General features: G+C 68.7%; 20 protein-coding genes. 11 read left to right on the forward strand and 9 right to left on the reverse strand.

Translation table 11 applies throughout. The features are described from left to right. Nucleotides 1-110: 110 nt before the first annotated feature. Complete coding sequence (locus BN2660_RS14580) at nucleotides 111-1,052, reverse strand: proteasome assembly chaperone family protein (protein ID WP_091233869.1); 942 nt, start codon at nucleotides 1,050-1,052, stop codon at nucleotides 111-113. 104 nt (nucleotides 1,053-1,156) lie between these two features. Here BN2660_RS14580 and BN2660_RS14585 point away from each other — a divergent pair, with 104 nt between their 5' ends. From BN2660_RS14585 to sucB, 3 genes are all read left to right on the forward strand, one after another. Beyond that, complete coding sequence (locus BN2660_RS14585) at nucleotides 1,157-2,629, forward strand: leucyl aminopeptidase (RefSeq protein ID WP_091233873.1); 1,473 nt, start codon at nucleotides 1,157-1,159, stop codon at nucleotides 2,627-2,629. A 3-nt stretch (nucleotides 2,630-2,632) separates the two neighbouring features. Next, nucleotides 2,633-4,006, forward strand: coding sequence for a dihydrolipoyl dehydrogenase (lpdA, locus tag BN2660_RS14590; RefSeq protein ID WP_091233876.1), 1,374 nt, complete (start codon nucleotides 2,633-2,635; stop codon nucleotides 4,004-4,006). Between the two features lie 67 nt (nucleotides 4,007-4,073). Continuing rightward, a complete protein-coding gene (gene sucB / locus BN2660_RS14595) occupies nucleotides 4,074-5,918 on the forward strand; it encodes a 2-oxoglutarate dehydrogenase, E2 component, dihydrolipoamide succinyltransferase (protein WP_091233878.1) in 1,845 nt (614 codons plus the stop codon). An 8-nt stretch (nucleotides 5,919-5,926) separates the two neighbouring features. On the opposite strand, the gene BN2660_RS16815 is transcribed toward sucB, so the two are convergent. Beyond that, nucleotides 5,927-7,414, reverse strand: a complete 1,488-nt coding sequence (locus tag BN2660_RS16815; protein WP_255305198.1) for a hypothetical protein — start codon at nucleotides 7,412-7,414, stop codon at nucleotides 5,927-5,929. Nucleotides 7,415-7,574: 160 nt separating this feature from the next. Here BN2660_RS16815 and BN2660_RS14605 point away from each other — a divergent pair, with 160 nt between their 5' ends. Then, a complete protein-coding gene (locus BN2660_RS14605) occupies nucleotides 7,575-8,279 on the forward strand; it encodes a DUF4191 family protein (RefSeq protein ID WP_091233885.1) in 705 nt (234 codons plus the stop codon). Between the two features lie 64 nt (nucleotides 8,280-8,343). Here BN2660_RS14605 and BN2660_RS14610 read toward each other — a convergent pair whose 3' ends face one another. Next, on the reverse strand, nucleotides 8,344-9,531 hold the full coding sequence (locus BN2660_RS14610) for a RimK family alpha-L-glutamate ligase (protein WP_091233889.1): 1,188 nt from the start codon (nucleotides 9,529-9,531) through the stop codon (nucleotides 8,344-8,346). Nucleotides 9,532-9,557: 26 nt separating this feature from the next. On the opposite strand from BN2660_RS14610, the gene BN2660_RS14615 reads away from it, so the two are divergent. After that, the gene (locus tag BN2660_RS14615; RefSeq protein ID WP_091233893.1) at nucleotides 9,558-10,037 is read left to right on the forward strand and encodes an ATP-dependent zinc protease family protein; all 480 of its coding nucleotides are present in this window, start codon (nucleotides 9,558-9,560) and stop codon (nucleotides 10,035-10,037) included. Between the two features lie 4 nt (nucleotides 10,038-10,041). Here the strand turns inward: BN2660_RS14615 and BN2660_RS14620 are convergent, their stop codons facing one another. Continuing rightward, the gene (locus tag BN2660_RS14620) at nucleotides 10,042-10,428 is read right to left on the reverse strand and encodes an RDD family protein (RefSeq protein ID WP_091233896.1); all 387 of its coding nucleotides are present in this window, start codon (nucleotides 10,426-10,428) and stop codon (nucleotides 10,042-10,044) included. 158 nt (nucleotides 10,429-10,586) lie between these two features. On the opposite strand from BN2660_RS14620, the gene glnA (BN2660_RS14625) reads away from it, so the two are divergent. The 5 genes from glnA (BN2660_RS14625) to BN2660_RS14645 all read left to right on the forward strand — a co-directional run bounded on the left by glnA (BN2660_RS14625) (nucleotide 10,587) and on the right by BN2660_RS14645 (nucleotide 14,572). Then, complete coding sequence (gene glnA / locus BN2660_RS14625) at nucleotides 10,587-12,011, forward strand: type I glutamate--ammonia ligase (RefSeq protein ID WP_091233898.1); 1,425 nt, start codon at nucleotides 10,587-10,589, stop codon at nucleotides 12,009-12,011. Between the two features lie 180 nt (nucleotides 12,012-12,191). Beyond that, entirely contained in the window at nucleotides 12,192-12,692 is a 501-nt protein-coding gene (locus BN2660_RS14630; RefSeq protein WP_091233902.1) for a hypothetical protein, read from the forward strand. A gap of 53 nt (nucleotides 12,693-12,745) precedes the next feature. Continuing rightward, entirely contained in the window at nucleotides 12,746-13,711 is a 966-nt protein-coding gene (locus BN2660_RS14635) for a M23 family metallopeptidase (protein ID WP_176697224.1), read from the forward strand. Between the two features lie 127 nt (nucleotides 13,712-13,838). Next, nucleotides 13,839-14,102 (forward strand): hypothetical protein, encoded by a 264-nt coding sequence (locus tag BN2660_RS14640; RefSeq protein WP_091233908.1) that lies wholly within the window; start codon nucleotides 13,839-13,841, stop codon nucleotides 14,100-14,102. Further along, entirely contained in the window at nucleotides 14,099-14,572 is a 474-nt protein-coding gene (locus BN2660_RS14645; protein ID WP_255305199.1) for a BLUF domain-containing protein, read from the forward strand. The genes BN2660_RS14640 and BN2660_RS14645 overlap by 4 nt, the downstream gene beginning before the upstream one ends. Here BN2660_RS14645 and BN2660_RS14650 read toward each other — a convergent pair. Then, a complete protein-coding gene (locus BN2660_RS14650) occupies nucleotides 14,562-15,074 on the reverse strand; it encodes a GNAT family N-acetyltransferase (RefSeq protein ID WP_091233912.1) in 513 nt (170 codons plus the stop codon). The two genes, BN2660_RS14645 and BN2660_RS14650, sit on opposite strands and share 11 nt — an antisense overlap. A gap of 110 nt (nucleotides 15,075-15,184) precedes the next feature. Between BN2660_RS14650 and BN2660_RS14655 the strand changes: the two genes are divergently transcribed. Next, the gene (locus BN2660_RS14655; protein WP_091233915.1) at nucleotides 15,185-16,339 is read left to right on the forward strand and encodes an AI-2E family transporter; all 1,155 of its coding nucleotides are present in this window, start codon (nucleotides 15,185-15,187) and stop codon (nucleotides 16,337-16,339) included. Here BN2660_RS14655 and BN2660_RS14660 read toward each other — a convergent pair. From BN2660_RS14660 to BN2660_RS14675, 4 genes are read right to left on the reverse strand one after another with little or no spacing between them, the layout of a single operon-like run. Further along, nucleotides 16,326-17,255: a diacylglycerol/lipid kinase family protein gene (locus BN2660_RS14660; RefSeq protein ID WP_091233918.1), complete on the reverse strand. Its 930-nt coding sequence runs from the start codon at nucleotides 17,253-17,255 to the stop codon at nucleotides 16,326-16,328. The two genes, BN2660_RS14655 and BN2660_RS14660, sit on opposite strands and share 14 nt — an antisense overlap. Nucleotides 17,256-17,264: 9 nt before the next feature. Next, the gene (locus BN2660_RS14665) at nucleotides 17,265-20,240 is read right to left on the reverse strand and encodes a bifunctional [glutamine synthetase] adenylyltransferase/[glutamine synthetase]-adenylyl-L-tyrosine phosphorylase (protein ID WP_091233923.1); all 2,976 of its coding nucleotides are present in this window, start codon (nucleotides 20,238-20,240) and stop codon (nucleotides 17,265-17,267) included. A 9-nt stretch (nucleotides 20,241-20,249) separates the two neighbouring features. Next, entirely contained in the window at nucleotides 20,250-21,587 is a 1,338-nt protein-coding gene (gene glnA / locus BN2660_RS14670; protein ID WP_091234812.1) for a type I glutamate--ammonia ligase, read from the reverse strand. A 2-nt stretch (nucleotides 21,588-21,589) separates the two neighbouring features. Next, complete coding sequence (locus tag BN2660_RS14675; RefSeq protein WP_091233926.1) at nucleotides 21,590-21,805, reverse strand: hypothetical protein; 216 nt, start codon at nucleotides 21,803-21,805, stop codon at nucleotides 21,590-21,592. Between the last annotated feature and the right edge of the window lie 16 nt (nucleotides 21,806-21,821).

Here is a 21,821-nt window from a genome sequence, read left to right on the forward strand (position 1 = left end):
CGAAAAGATCGATTGACAACGGGTCAGAGTCCTAGTATCGCACACGTGAGGGGATGCGAGCGCATTCCGACGAAGTTCGACACATGAAGCCCCGGATCGACCCGTCGGCGTCAGCCGCGTCCCGGCTTGTCCTCGTCGCCGCTGGGCCGTGAGGCGAGGTAGCGCTCGAGTTCGGCAGCCAGTTCATCGGCGCTCGGCAGGTCGCGCTCGTTGAATCCGCCCTCGTCGTACGAGCCGTCCTCGGGGTCTCTGCCGGCCATGTAGGCGTCGTACCGGCGCTCGAGTCCGTGCACCATCTGCTGCAGCTCGTCGTTGCCGATGACCTGCTCGTCGACTCGGGAGATGTAGTCCTCGCGCCGCTCCTGCACCTCGTCGAGCATCAGGACGAGACCCGTCGCAGCCATCAGACGCTCGGCGGCGGTGATCACGGCATCGGGGTTCTCGGTCTCGGCGAGGTAGTGCGGCACGAGGAGCACGAATCCCACGACGCGGTCGCCCCGTTCGGCGAAGCGGAACTCGAGCAGGTGGCCGGCGGTCGCGGGCACCTGGGTGCGGGGGCGCCAGACCGAATGCGCGACGGTGAGGTCGCGGCGGTTGCCGCTCACGGTCGTGCCGATCGGGCGCGTGTGCGGAACCGGCATGGCGATCGAGTGCACCCAGTTCAGGCTGGAGACCTCGAACTCCGTGGCGAGGTCCAGCACCGTCCTCGCGAACTCGTTCCACGCGAAATCGGGCTCGTACCCCGCGAGCAGCAGGAACTTCTGCCCGAGCGCGTCGGTGGCGAGCGAGAGCTCCAGACGTGAGGGGCGGAACTCGGTGAGGTGATCCTGGTCGAACGACACGACGGGACGACGCGCGCGGTAGTCGAGGAGCACGTCATTGTCGAAGATCTCCACCGGCTGCGGCTCCGTGGTCTCACGGAGGTGCTCGATGAGGCCGGAGACCGCGTTGCCCGCGTCGGTGAATCCCGTCAGGAGCAGGACCAGCGGCAGCCCGCGGGGCACGGCCGGGGCGTTCGCCACGCGTTCATGGATGTCTCCGGAGAAGGGCATGCATCCATGCTACGAGCACGGTCGGACGTGGGGGCGTCGGCGGTCATGCTGAGAGCGAACAGCGCGTCGGCGTGCGAACCTGCCGCGCTCCCTAGGATGGAGACATGACGCTTCCCGCGCTCTCGCGCACCTCAGATCAGTTCCCCGGAAGCGCTGCAGACGCCGCAGTGCTCGTTATCCCCGAGATCTCCGACTCCGCGGAGTCGCTGGTCGACTACCCGGGACTCGCCGACTCCCTCACGGGGACCGGATTCACCGGATCCGCCTCCGCGTTCGCACGCGTCCACGCGCCCGAGGTGACTGCGCTCCCGTTCGCCGTGGTGGGTGTCGGTCGCACGCCCGATGCCCTCGCCGTGCGCAACGCGGTGGGCACCGCGCTGCGATCGCTCACCGGATTCGCAACCGTCTCGGTCGCCCTCGCTCCGGGGCTCGAGCAGTTCGCGGACGCCGCGGCCGAGGGCGCGGTGCTCGGTGGTTACCGGTTCGAGAGCTACCGCAAGGACCAGGGCAAGGGCCGGGCATCGTCGGTCATCCTGCACGCGGATCTCGACGAGGATGCCCTCGCCCGGGCGACCGCCGTCGGCGAGGCCGTCGCGCTCATCAAGGACCTCGTCTTCGTGCCGGCCGAATGGCAGAGCCCCGCACAGCTCGCGCAGAGCGCTGCGGACAGCGTCGCGGGCCTCGACGTCGCCGTCGAGATCCTCGATGAGCAGGAGCTCGCCGCGCAGGGCTACGGCGGCATCCTGGGCGTGGCGCAGGGTTCCGACCGCCCGGCGCGACTCGTGCGGCTCGATTACGCACCCGAGAACGCCGCGCGGCACATCGCCCTGGTCGGCAAGGGCATCACGTTCGACACCGGCGGGCTGTCGCTGAAGCCCGCGGCGTCGATGGTCGGGATGAAGTTCGACATGGCCGGCGCGGCCACGAGTCTCGCCGCCGTGCGCGCGATCGCCTCCCTCGCTCTCCCGGTGCGCGTCACCGCGTGGCTGTGCATCACGGACAACATGCCCTCGGGTCGGGCGCTCCGCCCCGGCGACGTCATCCGCATCCTCGACGGCACCACCGTCGAGGTCCCGAATACGGATGCCGAAGGTCGCCTCGTCATGGCCGACGGGCTCGTCGCCGCCAGCCGCGAGAACCCCGACGTGATCATCGACGTCGCCACGCTCACCGGTGCGATCGTGATGGCGCTCGGCCACCGCCACACCGGGGTCTTCGGCGATGACGACACGGTCGCGGAGTTCCTGGCCGCCGCGGATGCGGTCGACGAGCTCGCCTGGCACATGCCGCTGCCCGACCACATGGAGGAGTCCCTCGACTCCCCCATCGCCGATCTGCAGAACGCGAACATGGGAGACCGCATGGGCGGCGCCTCTTACGCCGGGCTGTTCCTGCGGCGCTTCGTCGGTCGCACCGGCGAGGGTGACGACGCACCCCGCATCCCCTGGGTGCACCTCGACATCGCCGGATCCGGCGAGCACAACGGAGCCCCGTACGGTTTCACCGACAAGGGCCCCACCGGAGCGATGGTCCGATCGATCATCGCCTTCGCCGAAGCATCCCACACGGAGGCATAGACAATGACAACCCACACCTTCGACATCGTCGTCCTGGGCGGCGGCAGCGGCGGATACGCCGCGGCGCTGCGAGCCAGCGAGCTCGGCAAGTCGGTCGCCCTGATCGAGAAGGACAAGGTCGGCGGCACGTGCCTCCATCGCGGGTGCATCCCGACCAAGGCGCTGCTGCACGCCGCGGAGGTCGCAGAGCACGTGCGCGATGCGGCTCACGTGGGCATCACCGCGACGCTCGAGAGCATCGATCCGGCGGGCGTCCGCGCGTACCGCGAGGGCATCGTGGCGAAGAAGTACAAGGGGCTCGAAGGCCTCGTCAAGGCACGCGGGATCACGACGGTCGCCGGTACCGGGCGACTCAACCCCGACCGTTCCGTGAGCGTCGGCGACGACGTGTACGTGGGATCCGACGTCATCCTCGCCACCGGCTCGTACAGCCGCACCCTGCCCGGCCTCGAGATAGGCGGCCGCGTCCTCACGAGCGAGCACGCTCTGTCGCTCGACGTCATCCCCGAGCGCGTGCTGATCCTCGGCGGAGGCGTGATCGGTGTCGAGTTCGCGAGCGTCTGGCGCTCCTTCGGCGCCGAGGTCACGATCATCGAGGCTCTGCCCCATCTCGTGCCGAACGAGGACATCGCGATGAGCAAGGGTCTGGAGCGGGCCTTCCGCCGGCGCGGGATCCGGTACTCCCTCGGCGTTCGGTTCCAGAGCGTTACCCAGGACGACAGCTCCGTGACCGTGACGCTCGAAGACGGCACGCAGTTCACGGCCGACTACCTGCTCGTCGCGGTCGGCCGCGGCCCGGTGACCGCCGACCTCGGTTTCGAGGAGGCCGGCGTGCGACTCGACCGCGGGTTCGTCACGGTCGACGAGGAGCTCCGCACCGGCGTCGACGGCCTCTGGGCGGTCGGCGACATCACCCCGGGCCTGCAGCTCGCTCATCGCGGGTTCCAGCAGGGCATCGCGGTCGCCGAGCGCATCGCCGGCCTCTCCCCCGTCAACGTGCCGGACGTGCAGATCCCCAAGGTCACCTATTCGAGCCCGGAGGTGGCGTCGGTCGGCGTCACCGAGGAGGCGGCGGTCGCCGAGCACGGCGCCGACGCGGTGAGCGCGTACGAGTACAACCTCGCCGGCAACGGCAAGAGCGAGATCATCGGGACCGCCGGTCTCGTCAAGGTCGTGCGGCTGAAGGACGGCCCGGTCATCGGGGTCCATCTGCTCGGCGACCGCGTCGGGGAGCTCATCACCGAGGGGCAGCTGGCGGTCGCGTGGGAGGCTCACCCGGAGGACATCGCTCCGCTGATCCACGCCCACCCCACGCAGAGCGAAGCGCTCGGGGAGGCTTTCCTCGCTCTCGCCGGCAAGCCGCTCCACGCCCTCTGAACACCAACAGCCGCACAGTTCACTAAGCTAGACACGCGTCATTTAACTTCTTGAAGGAGACTCAGTCATGAGCACATCCGTCGTCCTCCCCCCTCTCGGCGAGAGCGTCACAGAGGGTACGGTCACCCGCTGGCTCAAGCAGGTGGGAGACACCGTCCAGGCGGATGAGGGCCTGCTCGAGATCTCGACCGACAAGGTCGACACCGAGATCCCCTCCCCTGTGACCGGGGTCATCGAGGAGATCCTCGTCGCCGAGGACGAGACCGTCGAGGTCGGCGCTCTGCTCGCCCGCATCGGCGACGGGAGCAGCCCGGCTCCGGCCGCCGACGCCCCGGCTGCGGCGGAGCCCGCAACCGAGCAGGCCGCGCCTGCCGCCGAAGAGGCCGCGCCCGCGGAGGCCGCACCCGCTGCCGAGCAGGCCGCCCCTGCCGCTGCGGAGGCACCCGCAGAAGCCGCGCCCGCACAGGCCGAGGCTCCTGCCGGCGACGCGAAGGACATCGTCCTCCCCGAACTCGGCGAGAGTGTGACCGAGGGAACCGTCACCCGCTGGCTCAAGCAGGTCGGAGACAGCGTCGAGGTCGACGAGGCCCTCCTCGAGATTTCTACCGACAAGGTCGACACCGAGATCCCCTCGCCGGTCGCCGGCGTACTGCAGGAGATCGTCGCCGCCGAGGACGAGACCGTCGCCGTCGGTGCCGTGCTCGCTCGCGTGGGATCCGGGGCAGCCCCAGCCGCGCCCGCGGCCGAGGCACCCGCGGCCCCCGCCGAGGCACCCGCGCCCGCCGCCGAGGCACCCGCGGCACAGCCCACTCCCGCAGAGGCTCCGGAGGCGAAGGCCTCGGTCTCGGAGACTCCTGTCGACAAGCCCGCCGAGCGGCCCGCAGCGGAGGCGCCTGTCGCGGCTCCCGCCGAAGCGGCCCCTGAGCAGGCCACCGGAGGCGCGGCAGCTGCGGGCGCTCCGGCTCCCGCAGAGCAGAAGCTCGCCCTCCCGACGGAGAGCGACAACCTGTACGTGACCCCGCTCGTGCGCCGTCTGGCGTCGCAGCAGGGCGTCGACCTCGCGACCGTGTCGGGCACGGGCGTGGGCGGACGCATCCGCAAGGAGGACGTCCTCAAGGCCGCCGAGAGCGCGAAGTCGGCTCCGGCCGCCACTGCCACCCCGGCCGCTGCTGCGCCGGCTCCTCTCGAGGTCTCGCCGCTGCGCGGAACCACGCAGCCGATGTCTCGTCTGCGCAAGGTGCTCGCCAAGCGTGCGGTGGAGTCGATGCAGCAGACCGCTCAGCTCACGACGGTGGTGGAGGTGGATGTCACCGCCCTCGCGGAATACCGCGACAGCGTCAAGGCATCGTTCCTCGAGAAGACCGGCGACAAGCTGTCCTTCCTGCCGTTCTTCGCTCTCGCTGCGGCCGAGGCTCTGCGCGCCTACCCGATCGTGAACGCCACGGTCGACGGCGAGCAGATCGTCTACCCGGCGTCCGAGAACGTGTCGATCGCCGTCGACACCGAGCGTGGCCTGCTCACGCCGGTCCTGCGCGACGCCGCATCGAAGAACATCGCGGAGATCGCGCACGAGATCGCCGACCTCGCCGCGCGGACCCGCGAGAACAAGCTGAAGCCCGATGAGCTGGCCGGCGGCACGTTCACGCTGACCAACACCGGGTCGCGCGGCGCCCTGTTCGACACGCCCGTCGTCTTCCTGCCGCAGTCTGCGATCCTCGGAACCGGCACGGTCGTCAAGCGCCCGGGCCTCGTCAAGGTCGGCGGAGCGGACGCGATCGCCGTTCGCTCGTACGTGTACCTCGCGCTCTCGTACGACCACCGCATCATCGACGGAGCGGACGCCGCCCGGTTCCTCGGCGCCGTCAAGGCACGGCTCGAGTCGGCGCAGTTCGCCGCTCAGCTCGGAGCCTGACACCCGCATCATCCTGGCTGGTCCGCGACGTCGTAGGCGTCGCGGACCAGCCATTTCTCTGCCACCCGCACGAGGACCAGCATCCGCTCGGCCACGGGCCCCGCGTCGACCGGCGGCGTGGACGCGCGGATGACCGCGACATCGCCGTACTCGTCGACGAGCGTGAGCTCGACCGCCCCCTCGTCGAGCTCGGCGCCACCCAGCAGGTCGACGATGCCCGAGGATCCGGCTGCCACCGCATCCTCGCACGCGGCGTCTCCCCGTACCGCGCATTCCCTGATCGTCGCGAGCAGAGTCCTGCCCGCAGCGACCGGATCGCTCACCGCGTCCATCCCCCGGTCGCCGGGCGGGGTCTGACGGGGCGTCTCGCGACCTGCCTCGACATCGGTCGGTTCGTCCTGCCTCCGGGGTTGCTCTGTGCGCTCTTCCGCCTGACTCGGCGGCTCCTCGCGATGACCCGACTCGCCGGTCGCTCCCCCGGGCCACATCAGGCCTGCGCCGAGGACGACCACGGCCGTCGCGCCCGCCACGAGGAGGCGTCGTGGTCGGCGGAAGGGCGCCCCCACCGCGCCCTCCCTGCTCGTCACCGACCCGTCGCCGACGCCTCGACTGTTCGGCTCGGAATGCGGTTCTCGGTGCGTGGGACGCAGCGAGAACCGCCACTCCGAGAGGCGCTGCCGCGTCGTCCGCATCCCTCGGGTGGCCGCCATGTACACGCCGCGGAGAACGCCGTCCACTGAACCGCTCGTATCCGGTTCCGGCGACGAGCGTCGAGCGCGGCGGGTCTCGGTCGGCGCGTCGCGGAGGGCGCGGACCATCTCGATGTCCCGCACGCGAGCCGGCGCGTGCGTCTCGCGGTTCACCGCGCGCGGCGCGGCGATCGCGAACAGCTCGGCCTCCCACAGCTCGAGCTGCCGCCGTGGCACGCCCGGTCGTGTCTCCCCCGCCCGGAGACCGTCGCGGATCGCGGCGAGGAGACGACTCAACGCCCTGTCGCTGCAATCCCGGTGCAGCCGATCGACGATGAGAGCGCTGCTCTCGCGGGCGACGCCGCCCCTGCCGATGACGAACATCGGGCGGCCGTCCTCGGTGAGCCACCAGTCGCCGTCGACCAGGCCGGCGCCGTCGCTCGCGCTCAGCTCGTCGAGTGCGCGCAGCATGCTCCCCACGAGCGTGCTGACCTCGCCCGCCGCGAATGCGAGGCCGTCGGCCTGGCGGCGCCCGAGGAACACCGAGAGTCGCTCCGTGCACCACGGAAGAAGCACATCGTGCCCGTCGTGTCGACGCACGAGATCGAGAGGACCGGCCACGTGCTCGTCGCCGGCGTGCTCCCACCCGCCCCACCCGCTGATCGCATCGGCGTCCGTCAGCACGACCACCGACCCGCGATCGGTGACGAGAGAGCCTCCGTAGGGTCCTTCGTCGAGGTCCAGCACCCTGATGACCCGGTGCACCCCGGGCATCAGCGCACCGCGCGACTCTTCACTCCCTGTCATGCCCCCATGACAGCGCATGGGCTCACACGACCGGGACGAATTCGGCCTCTGTGGACGCATCAGTGCCGATTCGCACACGGTGCAGGAGAAGTGACGCGACGCGGATCCGCCCCGCGCGAACGGCGTCATGCCGCGCTCCTGCAGCCGGTATTCTTATGTCATGGCAAAGCCCGCACCCGAGAAGCGCCCCGGGTTCTTCTCCCAGATCAAGTCGCTCTTCCGGTTCACCCGAGAGGTCTATCCCTGGCTGCCCTGGGCGCAGATCGCCCTTCTGGTGGTCGGCGTGCTCATCGGGCTCATCGTGGGCTACCTGATCCCTCCGTTCCAGGTGTGGACGCTCATCCTCTGGGGCATCTCCGGCCTCATGCTCGGTCTGCTCGGTGCCATGTTCCTCATGACCCGCCTGTCGACCTCCGCGATGTACCAGAAGATCGACGGCATGGCCGGTGCCACCGGACACGTTCTCAGCACCAGCCTCGGGCGCAACTGGCAGGCGTCCGAGACGCCCGTGGGCATCAACCCGAAGACGCAGGACGCGGTGTACCGCACGGTGGGTCGCGGCGGCGTGGTCGTCGTCGGCGAAGGCTCGCGCGGTCGCCTGACCCGTCTCGTCAACGACGAGCGCAGCAAGGCCGCCCGTGTGGCCCACGGCGTGCCGGTGACCGTGCTCTACGTCGGCCACGGCGAGGATGACGTCGCGATCGCGGACCTCGCGAAGACCATCAAGAAGCTCCCGAAGGCGATCGACAAGGCCACCATGGGCGCGGTGATCCGCCGCATCGACTCGGTCTCCCAGTCGCTGTCGTCGCTCCCGATCCCGAAGGGCATCGACCCGACGAAGGTCCGCGCGCAGCGCCCGCGCTGATCTGCCGGTCCCACACGCACGAAAGCGCGGCCGTCCTCCTCGGAGGGCGGCCGCGCTTCGTCGCTCACTCCGAGAGCGGCTGACGCGGAAGCCGGCGCACCTTTGCCCGGCGCCGTCGACGTTCCGGCACCATCGAGCGCATCTCGTCGAGCTTGCCGAAGCAGAAGAGCCGATCGTCGGCCTCGAGCACGACGTGTTTCCGCGGGTTCGGGATGACGGAGACGCCGCGGTGGAGGGTGAGCACCGTGATGTCCCGCTCCCACAGACCCGCCTCGCCGAGTGTCTTGCCGACGAGGTCGACGGCACCGTGGACCATGAGCTCGGCGACGCCGTAGCCGGTCGAGACGGTGAGACGCTGGCGGACGTCGATCTCGGGGAACGCCACCTGGCCCGCGATGTAGTCGATGATCGCCCCGGCGACATCGAGCTTGGTGGCCGTCTCGATGCCCTGCAGGCCCGGAGACGAGTTCACCTCCATGACGAGCGGTCCGTCATCGCCTTCGAGCATGTCGACTCCGGCCACGCGCAAGCCCATGATCTGCGCGGAGCGCACGGCTGCGCGCTCATACACCGGGTCCAGCTCGATGGCCTCGACCGAGCCACCCCGGTGCACGTTCGAGCGGAACTCGTCGCCGGCTGCGGAGCGCCGCATCGCCGCGACGACCCGGTCGCCGACCACCAGGGCACGGATGTCGCGTCCGCGGCTCTCCGAGATGAACTTCTGGATCAGCACGTTCTGCTTGGTCGAGTGGAGCGTCTCGATGATGGCTTCCGCGACCTTCACCTGCGGAGCGAGGATCACCCCGATACCCTGCGTGCCCTCGAGGAGCTTGATGACGACGGGTGCGCCCCCCACCCTCTCGATCGCTGGGCGCACATCGGCCCGGTTGCGGACGAATGCCGTGGGAGGCATGGCGATGTTGTGCCGTGACAGGATCTGGTTCGCCCGCAGCTTGTCGCGCGCGCTGGAGATGCCGTTGGCGGTGTTGGGCGTGTAGACGTCCATCTGCTCGAACTGGCGGACGACCGCGGTGCCGAAGTAGGTGATCGAGTTCCCGATGCGCGGCAGGATCGCGTCATAGTCGCTGAGCTGGCGACCTCGGTAGTGCAGATCCGGATCCGGTGAGGTGAGATCGATCGCGAATCTCAGGGTGTTGAGGACCTTAACGTTATGACCGCGCTGGAGCGCAGCCGCGCGCAGTCGCTGGGTGGAGTACGCCTGCGGCGCACGGGAGAGCACTGCGATCTTCACGAAGGAATTCCTGCCAGGATGGTCGGGTGAACAAGACATCCCATTCAAACACTCTTATCGGGTGGCGAGAATGGGTGAGCCTGCCCGATCTCGGCGTCGATTGGCTCAAGGCCAAGATCGACACGGGAGCGCGCACGTCGTCGCTGCACGCGTTCGACATCCACGAGTTCGAGCGTGACGGCGTGTCGTGGGTGCGGTTCCGGGTCAAGCCCTGGCAGCACAGCCAGGAGGACGCCGTGGACGTGGAATCCCCCGTGCACGACCGCCGCGCGGTGCGCAGTTCGTCGGGTCACGCACAGGAGCGGTTCGTCGTAGAGATGCTGATCCGCCTGCACGATCGGGAAGTGCTCGCCGAGGTCACCCTCAGCAATCGGGACGAGATGGGCTTCAGGATGCTGATCGGGCGCGAGGCCCTTCGGCAGGGCTATGTCGTGGATCCCGCACGGTCGTTCGTCGGCGGGCGCGCCCCGCGCGAGACGAGACGCCGCAACCGCGGCCGCGACTGAGCCGTCAGGCGCGGATCAGCGCCAGCCCCGTGAGCTTGTCGTGGATGCCGCGCTGATCCGAGTCCCAGATCACCGCGGGAATGACCACCACGATGAGGAGCGTCCGGACGACGGGACGCCAGAGCCCCACCCAGCCACCGCCCAGGTGGATGACGCGCATGCCGAGGATTCGATGACCGGGGCTGCCCCCCGCCGTCGGGATGAAGACGATCTGCAGCAGCGCGAAGACGGCCATCGGCCCGAACATCGTGAGCCCCGCCTCTGACGGCAGCGCGAACTGGTCGTAGCCGAGGAAGGCCGTCGCGATTATCGTCGCCGCCAGGTAGTCGATGACGAGTGCCCCGATGCGACGCCCGGGACGGGCGATGCTGCCGGTCCCGGTTCGCGGCATTCCGAGTCTTTCACCGGGGTACGTGTTCACAGCATCCGTCACGCATCCAGCCTACCGGCGCGTAACATGCCGGAAACAAAGCGGATACCCCCGGGTAACGCCCCGCACGTACTGTGCAGAATGGCCGTAAGCCATCGATCCGCAATCCAGGAGTCGTAATGTTCAAAGATTCGTCCGAGGTGCTCGCCTACATCAAGGAGAACGACGTCAAGTTCCTTGACATCCGATTCACCGATCTCCCGGGTGTGCAGCAGCACTTCAACATCCCCGCGGCCACGGTCGACGAGGACTTCTTCACGGACGGTCAGCTGTTCGACGGCTCCTCGATCCGCGGCTTCGCCAGCATCCACGAGTCCGACATGCAGCTCATCCCCGACGTGACGACGGCCTACATGGACCCGTTCCGCGAGGCGAGCACGCTGGTCATGATCTTCGACATCTACAACCCGCGCACCGGCGAGATCTACTCGAAGGACCCCCGCCAGGTCGCCAAGAAGGCGGAGAAGTACCTCGCCTCCACGGGTATCGCTGACACCGCGTTCTTCGCCCCCGAAGCCGAGTTCTACATCTTCGACGACGTGCGCTACTCGGTCACCGCGGGCGAGAGCTTCTACAAGGTCGACTCCGAGGAGGCCGCGTGGAACACCGGTCGCGAGGAGGAGGGCGGGAACCTCGCCAACAAGACCCCGTACAAGGGCGGCTACTTCCCCGTGAGCCCGGTCGACAAGACCGCCGACCTGCGCGACGACATCACGCTCAAGCTGATCGACGCCGGCTTCATCCTCGAGCGCTCGCACCACGAGGTGGGCACCGCGGGCCAGCAGGAGATCAACTACCGCTTCGACACCATGGTGCACTCGGCGGACGACATCCTGAAGTTCAAGTACATCGTCAAGAACACCGCCGAGCAGTGGGGCAAGGTCGCGACCTTCATGCCGAAGCCGCTCTACGGCGACAACGGCTCGGGCATGCACACCCATCAGTCTCTGTGGAACGACGGCAAGCCGCTCTTCTACGACGAGGCGGGCTACGGCCAGCTCAGCGACATCGCCCGCTGGTACATCGGCGGCATCCTCGCGCACGCTCCGGCGCTGCTCGCGTTCACGAACCCGACCCTGAACAGCTACCACCGTCTGGTGAAGGGCTTCGAGGCTCCGGTCAACCTGGTCTACTCGGCCGGCAACCGCTCCGCCGCCATCCGCATCCCGATCACGGGCTCCAACCCGAAGGCCAAGCGCATCGAGTTCCGCGCGCCGGATGCCTCGGGCAACCCGTACCTCGCGTTCGCCGCCCAGCTCATGGCCGGACTCGACGGCATCAAGAACCGCATCGAGCCGCACGAGCCCGTCGACAAGGACCTCTACGAGCTGCCGCCCGAGGAGGCCAAGAACATCCCTCAGGTGCCGAACTCCCTGCTGGACTCGCTCGAGGCCCTGAAGTCGGACCACCAGTTCCTGCTCGAGGGCGGCGTGTTCACCGAGGAGCTCATCGAGACCTGGATCTCCTACAAGTACGAGAACGAGATCCTCCCGATGGCCCAGCGTCCGCACCCGTTCGAGTACGAGCTCTACTTCGGGGTGTAATCGGATCCTGCGTGACGTCCGCGAGGACTCCGCAGCGTCTCTCGGAAAGCCCGCTCAGCGTCCCGCTGGGCGGGCTTTCCTCTGTCTCCGGGACGAATCCGCCACCCTCCGGAGAAACACGACCTCGCCACTGCGGGCCGTTGACGGGGGACGCGGACTGCACGCGCTACCTTCAGAGATATGAGTCCCCACATCGTCTCTCGACTGCTCACGAGCACCGCCGCGATGGCCGTCGTCATCGCGGTGTCCGGCTGCGCAGCTCTGCCCGGAGCAACGCCGGTTCCCCGCTCCACCGCGACTGCGACGCCCACCACCTCAGCCCCCACTCCCGCCGCCACCACGACACCGCTCCCCGCCCCCACCCCGACGACCGCCCCTGCGTACGGAGACTTCAGCGGAGATCAGCTGGCGCAGATCTGCGTCGACGAGACCGTTTCGACGTTCAACCCGGACGTGACCTTCGATCTCGGCCGCACCCGCATCGAACGACGCACGGTGACGCCGGAATGGCTCGTCATCGTTCCTGCCCGGACCGGCGGTCTCGACGGGCGTTCACTGTGCACGATCGGCGGTACGCCGGCCTCCCCCGTGATCGAGATGGCCTCGGGATCGATCGACGAGCTGCCTGAGGCCCAGATCCAGCGGCTGATCCGGGGAGAGAACGAAGGGACCAACCCCTGATGTGCGACACCGACGGGGATGCCTCCCCACCGGGCCGGGCACCGCATCGGCGAATGTCCCGCCGGACAGTTCTCCTCGCGACCGGCGCTGCGCTCGGAGCGGCCGCGATCGGTGCCGACCTGTTCTCCCCGCCCCAGAGTGCAACAGCTGCAGGCACCTATCTCCGTCCGTGCGGAGATGTCCCGATCTCCAGCACGTGGCAGGGACACCGGAACCGGAAACCGCCGTCCGGCGAGCCCGGCACCGACTACGCGGTCGCCATCGGCACTCCCATCCGCGCGGCGACAGCCGGCGTGATCGTCGACCGCAAGGACACCACCGACTCGGCCACCGGCCGCTACATCGCCCTGCGCGCAGACGACGGGAACTACATCCGGTACCTGCACCTCGCCTCGAGCACGGTCCGGAACGGGACCCGGGTCAGCCGAGGACAGGTCATCGCCTACTCGGGTGCCTCGGGATTCGGCAGCGAGACCGGCTACGGATCCCACGTCCACGTCTCCCTCTGGATCGGCGGCACGCCGAACCAGCTGGGATTCACGAACACCGTCAACTTCGAGAACTTCGTCGAAGGCGGCCCACTACCCACATACCCGGAGGACGACCCCGTGCCCACCCATCAGTCGACCGACCTCGCCACCAGCGTCGCGCTCCCCGCGAACACCTGGACCACCATCGCCGTCGCCGCCGGACAGCTCTACCTGGCGATCGTCGGAGTCGGAGTCGTGGAAACCGCTGACGTGTCCCTCAACCTCAAGGCGAACGGTCTCACGACCGGCCTTCAGGTGCGACTCGTCGCAGAGAAGCTCGCGTCGAACTCGGGTCCCGTGGTCTCGACCCACCCCCAGCCCGTGACCGAGATCCGTGCCACCGCCGCCGCCGGCAGCCCGACCCAAGGGCAGCACGCGCAGTCCTACCAGCTGGCGGGCCCGATGCGCCTCTTCGTGCAGGTCATGGCCCTCAACAGCGGAGTGACGCTCACGGGTGTCTCGGTCAGGAAGAACTACTGGATCTCCTGAATCGCTCAGCGCAGAGCCCCGCCCGTTCGGGCGGGGCTCTGTCGTGTGCACGGGAGACCGCCTGCACGAACAGCGTGAAATGCACAAGGCCCATCGGGATATTCGACTCCCGGCATACACTCCTGGGGTGGTTGATGCACATGAACGTACCTCCGACGTCCTCTGGGCGTGTGTAGAGGAAGGATTTCACGTCGGCAGTCGCGGAGGGGACTTCCTCGGCTACGTCGATCGACAGCCCGATGGCACCTACCGTGCGTTCGAGGCCCACTCCGCTCTCGTCGGCGACTTTCCCACCCTCCACGATGCGACCGCCGCGGTCGTCGGCGCATCGTCTCCGGGTTCGACCGGGTCCGCCGCGATGACCGACGACCTGCAGGGGACGGCTCTGTGAGCGTGGAGGACTCGGCGACGATGATGTCGCTCGTCTACACGAGCACGGCGTCGCAGCCCTTCGGCGAGGGCGCTCTCGAGGATCTGCTCTCGACGTGCAGGACGGGGAACGACGCGCGAGGGGTGACCGGCGTGCTGCTGTATCGTGACGGGCGCTTCATCCAGGTGCTCGAAGGGCAGCGCGAGACGGTCCTCTCTCTCGTCGCCACCATCGGGCGCGACGATCGCCACCACGGCATGCGGATTCTCCTGACGGAAGAGCTTCCTGCGCGACGCTTCGCCGCATGGACGATGGGCTACCGTGCCTTCCGGACCGGCTCGGAGGCGGCGCCGGCGGGATACCGCGATTCCTTCGCGGATCTCGAGGCCTCGGATGACGATGCGACGACGCAGCGCGCCCTGTCAGAACTCACTCTGTGGTTCCGCGTCCGCAGTGATCGTCCCGTCGCACCCGCCTCTCTCAACCGCTGACGGGCGCCTCCAGGTCGAGCACCCATTCGTTGACCTCGAGGTCCGCACCGCGGAACGCCTCGATCTGCGTGCCGACCATCTCGAAACCGCTGTGGCGACAGACGCCGTTCGACGGAACGTTGCCCACTGCGGGGAACGCGACGAGCGATCGACGACCGGCACGGTGCTCCCGGAGCTCGGTCACGAGCAGTTCGAGCGCTCGCGAGGCGACACCGCGCCCCTGAGCCTCGGGGAGGGCGAACCACCCCGTCTCCCACGCCGGCTCGCCGCGCCATCGGACGTGCCAGCACCCGATCGTCCCGACCGGTGCGCCATGCTCGTCCTCGATCACGTACATCAGCGCTTCACCCGCAGCGCTCAGTCGCAGATATCTCGCGCTCCGCTCCTCGATCTCCTGCTCGGTCTCGGGGCCGTTCATCTGAGCGGTCATCTGCGCGGTGTTCGCGGCGCGCAGGAGCCCGATGTCATCGGCGGCCCAGGGGCGCAGCGTCAGTGGTTCCATGCCTTCAGCATCCCACCGGGCACGGACACCCGTCCCGCACCGGCGTGGCCTCCCTCGCCCGACCTCGTGGCGATGGTCAACTGAGAGGTCTGAACAACAGAGGGGGCATCATGCGACGGAACAGCACGCGTGCGCAGGTGAAGCAGCTCGAGGCGGCCGAGAGCCTGCCGGCGCAGCCGAAGACGGCGGCGGCCGCACTCGCCCGCATCAACCCCTTCATGTACGGCCTGCTCGGCGCCCTGGGCGTCCTCGTGGCGGTCATGATCGGCGGCATCGTCGATCAGCTCGCGACGGTCCTCGTGTACATCGGGATCGCGATCTTCCTCGCCCTGGGACTCGACCCCATCGTCGCCTTCATCGAGCGGAAGCTCCCCCGCCCGGCGGCTGTGACGATCGTCGTCGCAGCCGTTCTGCTGGCCTTCGCCGGGATCATCCTGGCCATCGTCCCGATCCTCGTCCAGCAGATCTCGAACCTCATCGAAGACGGACCGAAGATGATCGAGGACTTCATGGCCAGCGCGTGGTTCAAGGATGTGAGCGAGCAGTTCGGCTCGACGTTCGACGACGCGGCACAGGGAGTCCTGGCGTTCATCCAGGACCCGGGGAACATCCTGAACATCGGCGGCGGGGTCTTCGCCGTCGGCGCGGGCATCGCCGGCGGACTCACCGGGGTGACCATCGTCCTGATCCTCACCCTCTACTTCATGGCCTCCTTGCGGAGCATGAAGGCCGTGTCCGCCCGCTTCGTCCCCGCCTATCAGCGCGAGACCTTCTCCGGGCTGCTCGAGGACGTCTCGGGAGCGGTCGGCCGCTACGTGATCGGCCAGGCGAGCCTCGCCGCCGTCAACGGCATCCTCAGCCTCATCGTGCTCAGCATCATCGGCGCACCGGTGCCTGCACTGCTCGCTCTCATCGCCTTCATCGGCTCGATGATCCCGCTCGTGGGCACGCTGAGCGCATCGATCATCAACGCGCTCATCTGCCTCATCGTGAGCCCGGTCACCGCGCTCATCGCGTTCGGGTACTACCTCGTCTACATGCAGATCGAGGCATACGTGCTCTCGCCGCGCATCATGAACAAGGCTGTGGCCGTCCCCGGCGCCCTCGTCGTGATCGCCGCGGTGGCGGGCGGGGCACTCGGAGGGATCCTCGGGGCCCTCGTCGCCATCCCTGTGGCGGCGAGCATCATCATCATCGTGCAGAAGGTCGTCTTCCCGACGCAGGACCGCAAGATCGTGCCGCCCGGAACCCTCAGCGAACGGTGAGCGCCCCCGGCTGAACGCGAACGGTGAAACCGGAGACCTCTCCGATCTCTTCGCCGTCGATCTCGAACATCTGCGGCGACGCGAGCTCGACCCGTACCCGCTCTGCGGACACGTGGGTCGTGGAATCGGTGCTGACCGCCTCGTCGACGCTGCCCAGGATGCGACGGATGCCGTTCTCCCAGACCACCGACCGCACCGTGTCGAGCCACTGGAGCGGCCCCTCCGCACTCACGAGGAGCATGTCGAGCAGCCCGTCGTCGAGCAGCGCATCAGGGAGCAGACGGATGCCGCCCTGCACCATGCCGCAGTTGCCGATGAGCATGGTGTGCCCTCGCAGGTCCTGCGGCTCCTGGTCGTCGAGTGTGAGCGTGATGTCCGTCATCTCGGTCCCCGCGAGGGCACGCCCCATGGCCTCGACGTAAGCGATCCAGCCTGCGCGGATCTTCAGATCCTCGTCGGTCTCGATCAGCATCTGCGCGTCGATGCCGAATCCGACCATCACGACGAATGCGTGCTCCGTGCCGTCGTAATCGACCCACCCCATGTCGATCCGCTTCGGCTCGCCGTCACGAACACGGGCGAGCGCGGCGGGGATGTCGTTCAGGGGGATGTCGAGGTTGCGCGCCAGCAGGTTTCCGGTGCCCTGGGGAACGATGCCGAGGGTCGACTCGGTGCCCGCCAGCGACTCGGCGACGGCACGCACCGTGCCGTCACCGCCGACGGCGGCCACGACATCGCATCCGGCTGCGACGGCCTCAGCCGCCATGCCTCTGCCCGGGTCCTCGATGCTCGTCTCCCACCACTCGACGGGGAGGTCGGGCTGCTCCGATGCGAACGTCGCTGCGACCGCTGCTCGAAGCGGTTCCCCGTCCACCTTCGAGGGATTCCAGATCACACCGAGTTTCGAGATCGCCATCTTCTCAGGCTAGCCGTAGAACAGGGTCTCGAACGCCCGGCGGGCGCGTCGCGTCACACCCAGGTAGTCGTCCTCCAACTCGCTCGCCGAGCGGTCGGGGTAGCCGAGGAGCCGACCGATCGCGTCGAGGTCCCGCGGGTCGGTGGGCAGCACGTCGCTCGTCTTGCCCGTGTACAGCGTGATCGCCGAACGCAGTCTGCTCGACAGCCGCCAGGCGTCGCGGAGCAGATCAGCTGATGCGGCCGGCACCAGGTCGGCCTCGACCGCCGCGTCGAGCGCCGCGATCGTCGATGTGGTCCTCAGTTCAGGCACATCATGTGCGTGCTGCAGCTGAAGGAGCTGGACGAGCCATTCCACGTCGCTCAGGGTGCCGGGGCCGAGCTTGAGGTGGCGGCGCGGGTCGACTCCCTGAGGAAGCCGCTCCCCTTCGACGCGCGCCTTGATGCGCTTGATCTCCCGGGTGCCCTGCAGGTCGACCTCGCGCGGGTAGCGGATGCTGTCGGCGAGCTCCGTGAACGTCGCGATGAGCTTCGCGCTGCCGGCGACCCCCCTGGCGCGCAGCAGCGCCTGCGCCTCCCAGGACAGCGACCACCGACGGTAGTACTCGCCGTAGGCCTCGATGGTCCGGACGATCGGACCGTTGCGCCCTTCGGGACGGAGATCGGCGTCGAGGTCGAGCGGCACGCGGTGGTCCGTGAGGTGCTCTCGGAGCCCTGCGACGATCCGCGTCGCGAGGGCCTGGGCACGCTGCGGCTCGACGCCGTTCGCGTCGTAGACGTACAGGATGTCGGCGTCGGAGCCGAAACCCAGCTCGGCGCCTCCGAACCTCCCCATGCCGATGACGGCGAAGTCGAGAGCGTCGTCTTCGGGCGGGACGATCTCGCGGCGCACGGCACGGAGGCCGGCCTGGATCGTGGCGTCGGTGATCTCGGTGAGCGATCGCGCGATCTCCTCGATCGACAAGACGTCGAGCACTCCCCCCATGGCCGTGCGGAGGAGCTCGCGTCGACGCAGGGCGCGCACCGCCTGCATCGCGTCGCCGACGCCGCGCTGCCTGGTCTGGATCGCTCGCGCCTCTTCGTCGAGCGCGGCACCGCTGCGCGGGCGCAGCAGGTCGCTGCTGTCGAGCCACGCGACGGACTCCGGTATCCACTCCATGAGCTCGCCCACGTAGCGGGACGACGACAGGAGCCGCGTGAGGCTCTCTGCAGCCCCGGACGAATCGCGCAGCATCCGGAGGAACCAGGGGGTGTCTCCCAGCCGCTCGCTGATCCGCCGGAACGCGAGCAGGGCGTAGTCGGGGTCGCTGCCGTCGGCGAACCAGCGCACCATGACCGGCATGAGGTGACGCTGGATGGTGGCCTTGCGGCTGAGCCCCGTCGTCAGCGCCCCGATGTGACGGAGCGCCCCGGCGGGGTTTCGGAACCCGATGGCCATCAGACGATCGTGCGCCTGTTCGGTCGAGAGCGTCCGCTCCCCCTCGGGGAGAGACGCCACCGCACTGAGCAGCGGACGGTAGAACAACCGCGTGTGGATGTCACGGACCTCCCGCCGCACGCCCTCCCAGCGGGCCCACACGGCCTCGCCCGAGTCCGCGAGACCGCTACTGCGGGCGAGGACGCGCAGCCCGGCCGGCGTGCGAGGCATGAGATGGGTCCTGCTGAGCTCCCGCAGCTGCAGCCGGTGCTCCATGAGGCGCAGGATGCGGTAGTCGTCGGCGAAACTCGCCGCGTCCGCCCGACCGATGTATCCGCCCTCGACCAGCGCGTCGAGGGTCTCGATCGTGCCGCGTGTGCGCAGCCGGATGTCGGTGAGACCGTGCACCAGCTGCAGGAGCTGGACCGTGAACTCGATGTCGCGCAGCCCGCCCGCTCCGAGCTTGAGCTGGTAGGGAGCATCCGCAGGGTCGATGTGCTCCATGACGCGCTCGCGCATGCGCTGCACGCTGTCGACGAAGTTCTCGCGCGCCGCGCTGGAGAAGACCTTCGGCTGCAGAGCGGCGATGTACGCCTCCCCGAGTTCCGGGTCGCCCGCGAGCGGCCGCGCCTTGAGCAGCGCCTGGAACTCCCAGCTCTTCGCCCAGCGGTCGTAGTACGCCAGGTGCGACGCCAGAGAGCGCACGAGGGCACCCTGCTTGCCCTCCGGCCGGAGAGCGGCATCGACCTCCCACAGCGGGGGCTCGACCTCGATCCCGCTCAGCCCCCGCATCGCCTCACGGGCGAGCCGCGTAGCGATGTCGATGGCGCGGGACTCCTCCAGGATCTCCTCGTCGCGAGTGCCGCCGACGAAGATGACGTCCACGTCGCTGACGTAGTTGAGCTCGCGAGCGCCGGCCTTGCCCACCCCGATGATCGCGAGCTGGGTGGCGGCGACCTGATCGCGGCTGATCGATTGGGACAGGCGCGTGCGGGCGACGGCGAGGGACGCCTCCAGCGCGGCACCGGCGAGGTCGGCGAGTGCCGCGGCCACCTCGCTGACGACCATGATCGGATTGTGCGCCGTCAGGTCGAACGCGGCGATGGCCGCCAGCGAGCGCCGATACGCCACGCGGAGTGCGACGACGGTGGCGTCGTCGCCCGAGGCGGCGAAACCGTTCAGGGCGCCGACAGCGCCCCGCATCCGATCGCGCAGCTCGTCGGCACCGGGAAGGACCGAGACGCTCTCTCCGAGGACGGCGACCTCCGACGGATGCCGCGAGAAGAAGTCGGCCAGGCCCTGCGAGGCCCCGAACACCCGCCACACCTGCGCCCTCGTCGAGCGATCCTCGAATAGGGCCCGGAGAGGCGCCGCATCGCGCCGTGCGACGCGCAGCAGACCGTCGACGGCCGCGTCAGGATCAGCGGCCACGGCGCCGTCGAGCAGAGTCGCGCGGTCGAGCTGCAGCAGCGTCTCCAGCTCGGCCAGGTTCGCCGCCGCCTCGCTGAGCTCAGCGAACCCGAGCCTGGCCAGTGCGGACAGGGAGACGGAGACGTCCGAACGGGCCATGCGCGACGCTCAGAGGAGCTCGAGGTTGTTCTTCAGCTCCAGCGGAGTGACCTGGCCACGATAGGCCTCCCACTCCTTGCGCTTGTTGAGCAGGACGTAGTTGAACACCGACTCGCCCAGCGTCTCGGCGACGAGCTCGGAGCTCTCCATGTACTCGAGCGCGTGGTCGAGGCTCGCCGGCAGGGCGGAGTAGCCGAGAGCGCGCCGCTCGGCGTCGCTGAGCGACCAGACGTTGTCCTCGGCCTCGGGCGGGAGCTCGTACTCCTCTTCGATGCCCTTGAGCCCCGCGGCGAGCATGAGCGCGTACGCGAGGTACGGGTTCGCCGCCGAGTCGAGGGCGCGGTACTCGACCCGCGAGGAGCCGCCCTTGTTGGGCTTGTACATCGGGACGCGCACGAGGGCGGAGCGGTTGTTGTGTCCCCACGTCACGAAGCTCGGCGCCTCGTCACCGCCCCACAGGCGCTTGTAGGAGTTGACGAACTGGTTCGTGACCGCAGCCATCTCATTGGCGTGGCGCAGGAGGCCCGCGATGAAATGACGACCGGTCTTCGAGAGCTGGTACTTCGCGCCCTCCTCGTAGAAGGCGTTGCGCTCTCCCTCGAAGAGCGACATGTGCGTGTGCATCCCGCTGCCCGGGTGGCCGCTCAGAGGCTTCGGCATGAACGTCGCGTACACGCCCTGCTCGATGGCCACCTCCTTGATGACGGTGCGGAAGGTCATCACGTTGTCGGCCATCGTCAGCGCATCCGCGTACCGCAGGTCGATCTCGTTCTGGCCCGGGCCGCCCTCATGGTGGCTGAACTCGACCGAGATGCCGAGGTCCTCCAGCATCCGCACGGAGCGACGACGGAAGTCGTGCGCGGTGCCGCCGGGCACGTTGTCGAAGTAGCCTGCGGAGTCGACGGGCACGGGGCCCTCGGGCCCGTACGACGACGACTTCAGCAGGTAGAACTCGATCTCCGGGTGCGTGTAGAACGTGAACCCGGCGTCGGCGGCCTTCGCCAGGGTGCGCTTGAGCACGTGGCGCGGGTCGGACACGGCCGGACGACCGTCAGGGGTCGTGATGTCGCAGAACATGCGCGCGGTCGGGTCGATCTCGCCGCGCCACGGAAGCGTCTGGAACGTCGTCGGATCGGGCTGCGCGAGAAGGTCGGACTCGTAGGTGCGGGTGAGCCCCTCGATCGCGGAGCCGTCGAATCCGATGCCCTCGGCGAACGCGCCCTCGACCTCGGCGGGAGCGATGGCCACCGACTTGAGCGTGCCGATCACGTCGGTGAACCACAGGCGGACGAACTTGACGCCGCGCTCTTCGATCGTCCGGAGGACGAAGTCCCTCTGCTTGTCCATCGTCACTCTGCGGCCTTGCCGGTGCCAGCGTCCCAGCCGTTCTCAGCGGCTTCCTCTTCGGCCCAGGCGCGCGAGCGCTCCTTGAGCTTCTCCGGCGCATGCGCCGCCTCGTGCTCGGTGTCGAACGGACCGACGCGGTCGGCGGAGGCCGAGATCATGCCGAATTCGACCTGACCGGTCTGCAGGTTGTACCAGTACTTCTCGTCGCCGTCCGACATGGCCGCTCCCCTTCAT

The organism is Microbacterium sp. 3J1 (assembly GCF_001049495.1).
Classification (GTDB): domain Bacteria; phylum Actinomycetota; class Actinomycetes; order Actinomycetales; family Microbacteriaceae; genus Microbacterium.

Coding starts and splice junctions, on each gene's coding strand:
- BN2660_RS14580 (WP_091233869.1), bottom strand. CDS start 1,052: ATGCCCTTCTCCGGAGACATCCATGAACGCGTGGCGAACGCCCCGGCC.
- BN2660_RS14585 (WP_091233873.1), top strand. CDS start 1,157: ATGACGCTTCCCGCGCTCTCGCGCACCTCAGATCAGTTCCCCGGAAGC.
- lpdA (WP_091233876.1), top strand. CDS start 2,633: ATGACAACCCACACCTTCGACATCGTCGTCCTGGGCGGCGGCAGCGGC.
- sucB (WP_091233878.1), top strand. CDS start 4,074: ATGAGCACATCCGTCGTCCTCCCCCCTCTCGGCGAGAGCGTCACAGAG.
- BN2660_RS16815 (WP_255305198.1), bottom strand. CDS start 7,414: ATGACAGGGAGTGAAGAGTCGCGCGGTGCGCTGATGCCCGGGGTGCAC.
- BN2660_RS14605 (WP_091233885.1), top strand. CDS start 7,575: ATGGCAAAGCCCGCACCCGAGAAGCGCCCCGGGTTCTTCTCCCAGATC.
- BN2660_RS14620 (WP_091233896.1), bottom strand. CDS start 10,428: ATGCCGCGAACCGGGACCGGCAGCATCGCCCGTCCCGGGCGTCGCATC.
- glnA (WP_091233898.1), top strand. CDS start 10,587: ATGTTCAAAGATTCGTCCGAGGTGCTCGCCTACATCAAGGAGAACGAC.
- BN2660_RS14630 (WP_091233902.1), top strand. CDS start 12,192: ATGAGTCCCCACATCGTCTCTCGACTGCTCACGAGCACCGCCGCGATG.
- BN2660_RS14635 (WP_176697224.1), top strand. CDS start 12,746: ATGTCCCGCCGGACAGTTCTCCTCGCGACCGGCGCTGCGCTCGGAGCG.
- BN2660_RS14650 (WP_091233912.1), bottom strand. CDS start 15,074: ATGGAACCACTGACGCTGCGCCCCTGGGCCGCCGATGACATCGGGCTC.
- BN2660_RS14655 (WP_091233915.1), top strand. CDS start 15,185: ATGCGACGGAACAGCACGCGTGCGCAGGTGAAGCAGCTCGAGGCGGCC.
- BN2660_RS14660 (WP_091233918.1), bottom strand. CDS start 17,255: ATGGCGATCTCGAAACTCGGTGTGATCTGGAATCCCTCGAAGGTGGAC.
- BN2660_RS14665 (WP_091233923.1), bottom strand. CDS start 20,240: ATGGCCCGTTCGGACGTCTCCGTCTCCCTGTCCGCACTGGCCAGGCTC.
- glnA (WP_091234812.1), bottom strand. CDS start 21,587: ATGGACAAGCAGAGGGACTTCGTCCTCCGGACGATCGAAGAGCGCGGC.
- BN2660_RS14675 (WP_091233926.1), bottom strand. CDS start 21,805: ATGTCGGACGGCGACGAGAAGTACTGGTACAACCTGCAGACCGGTCAG.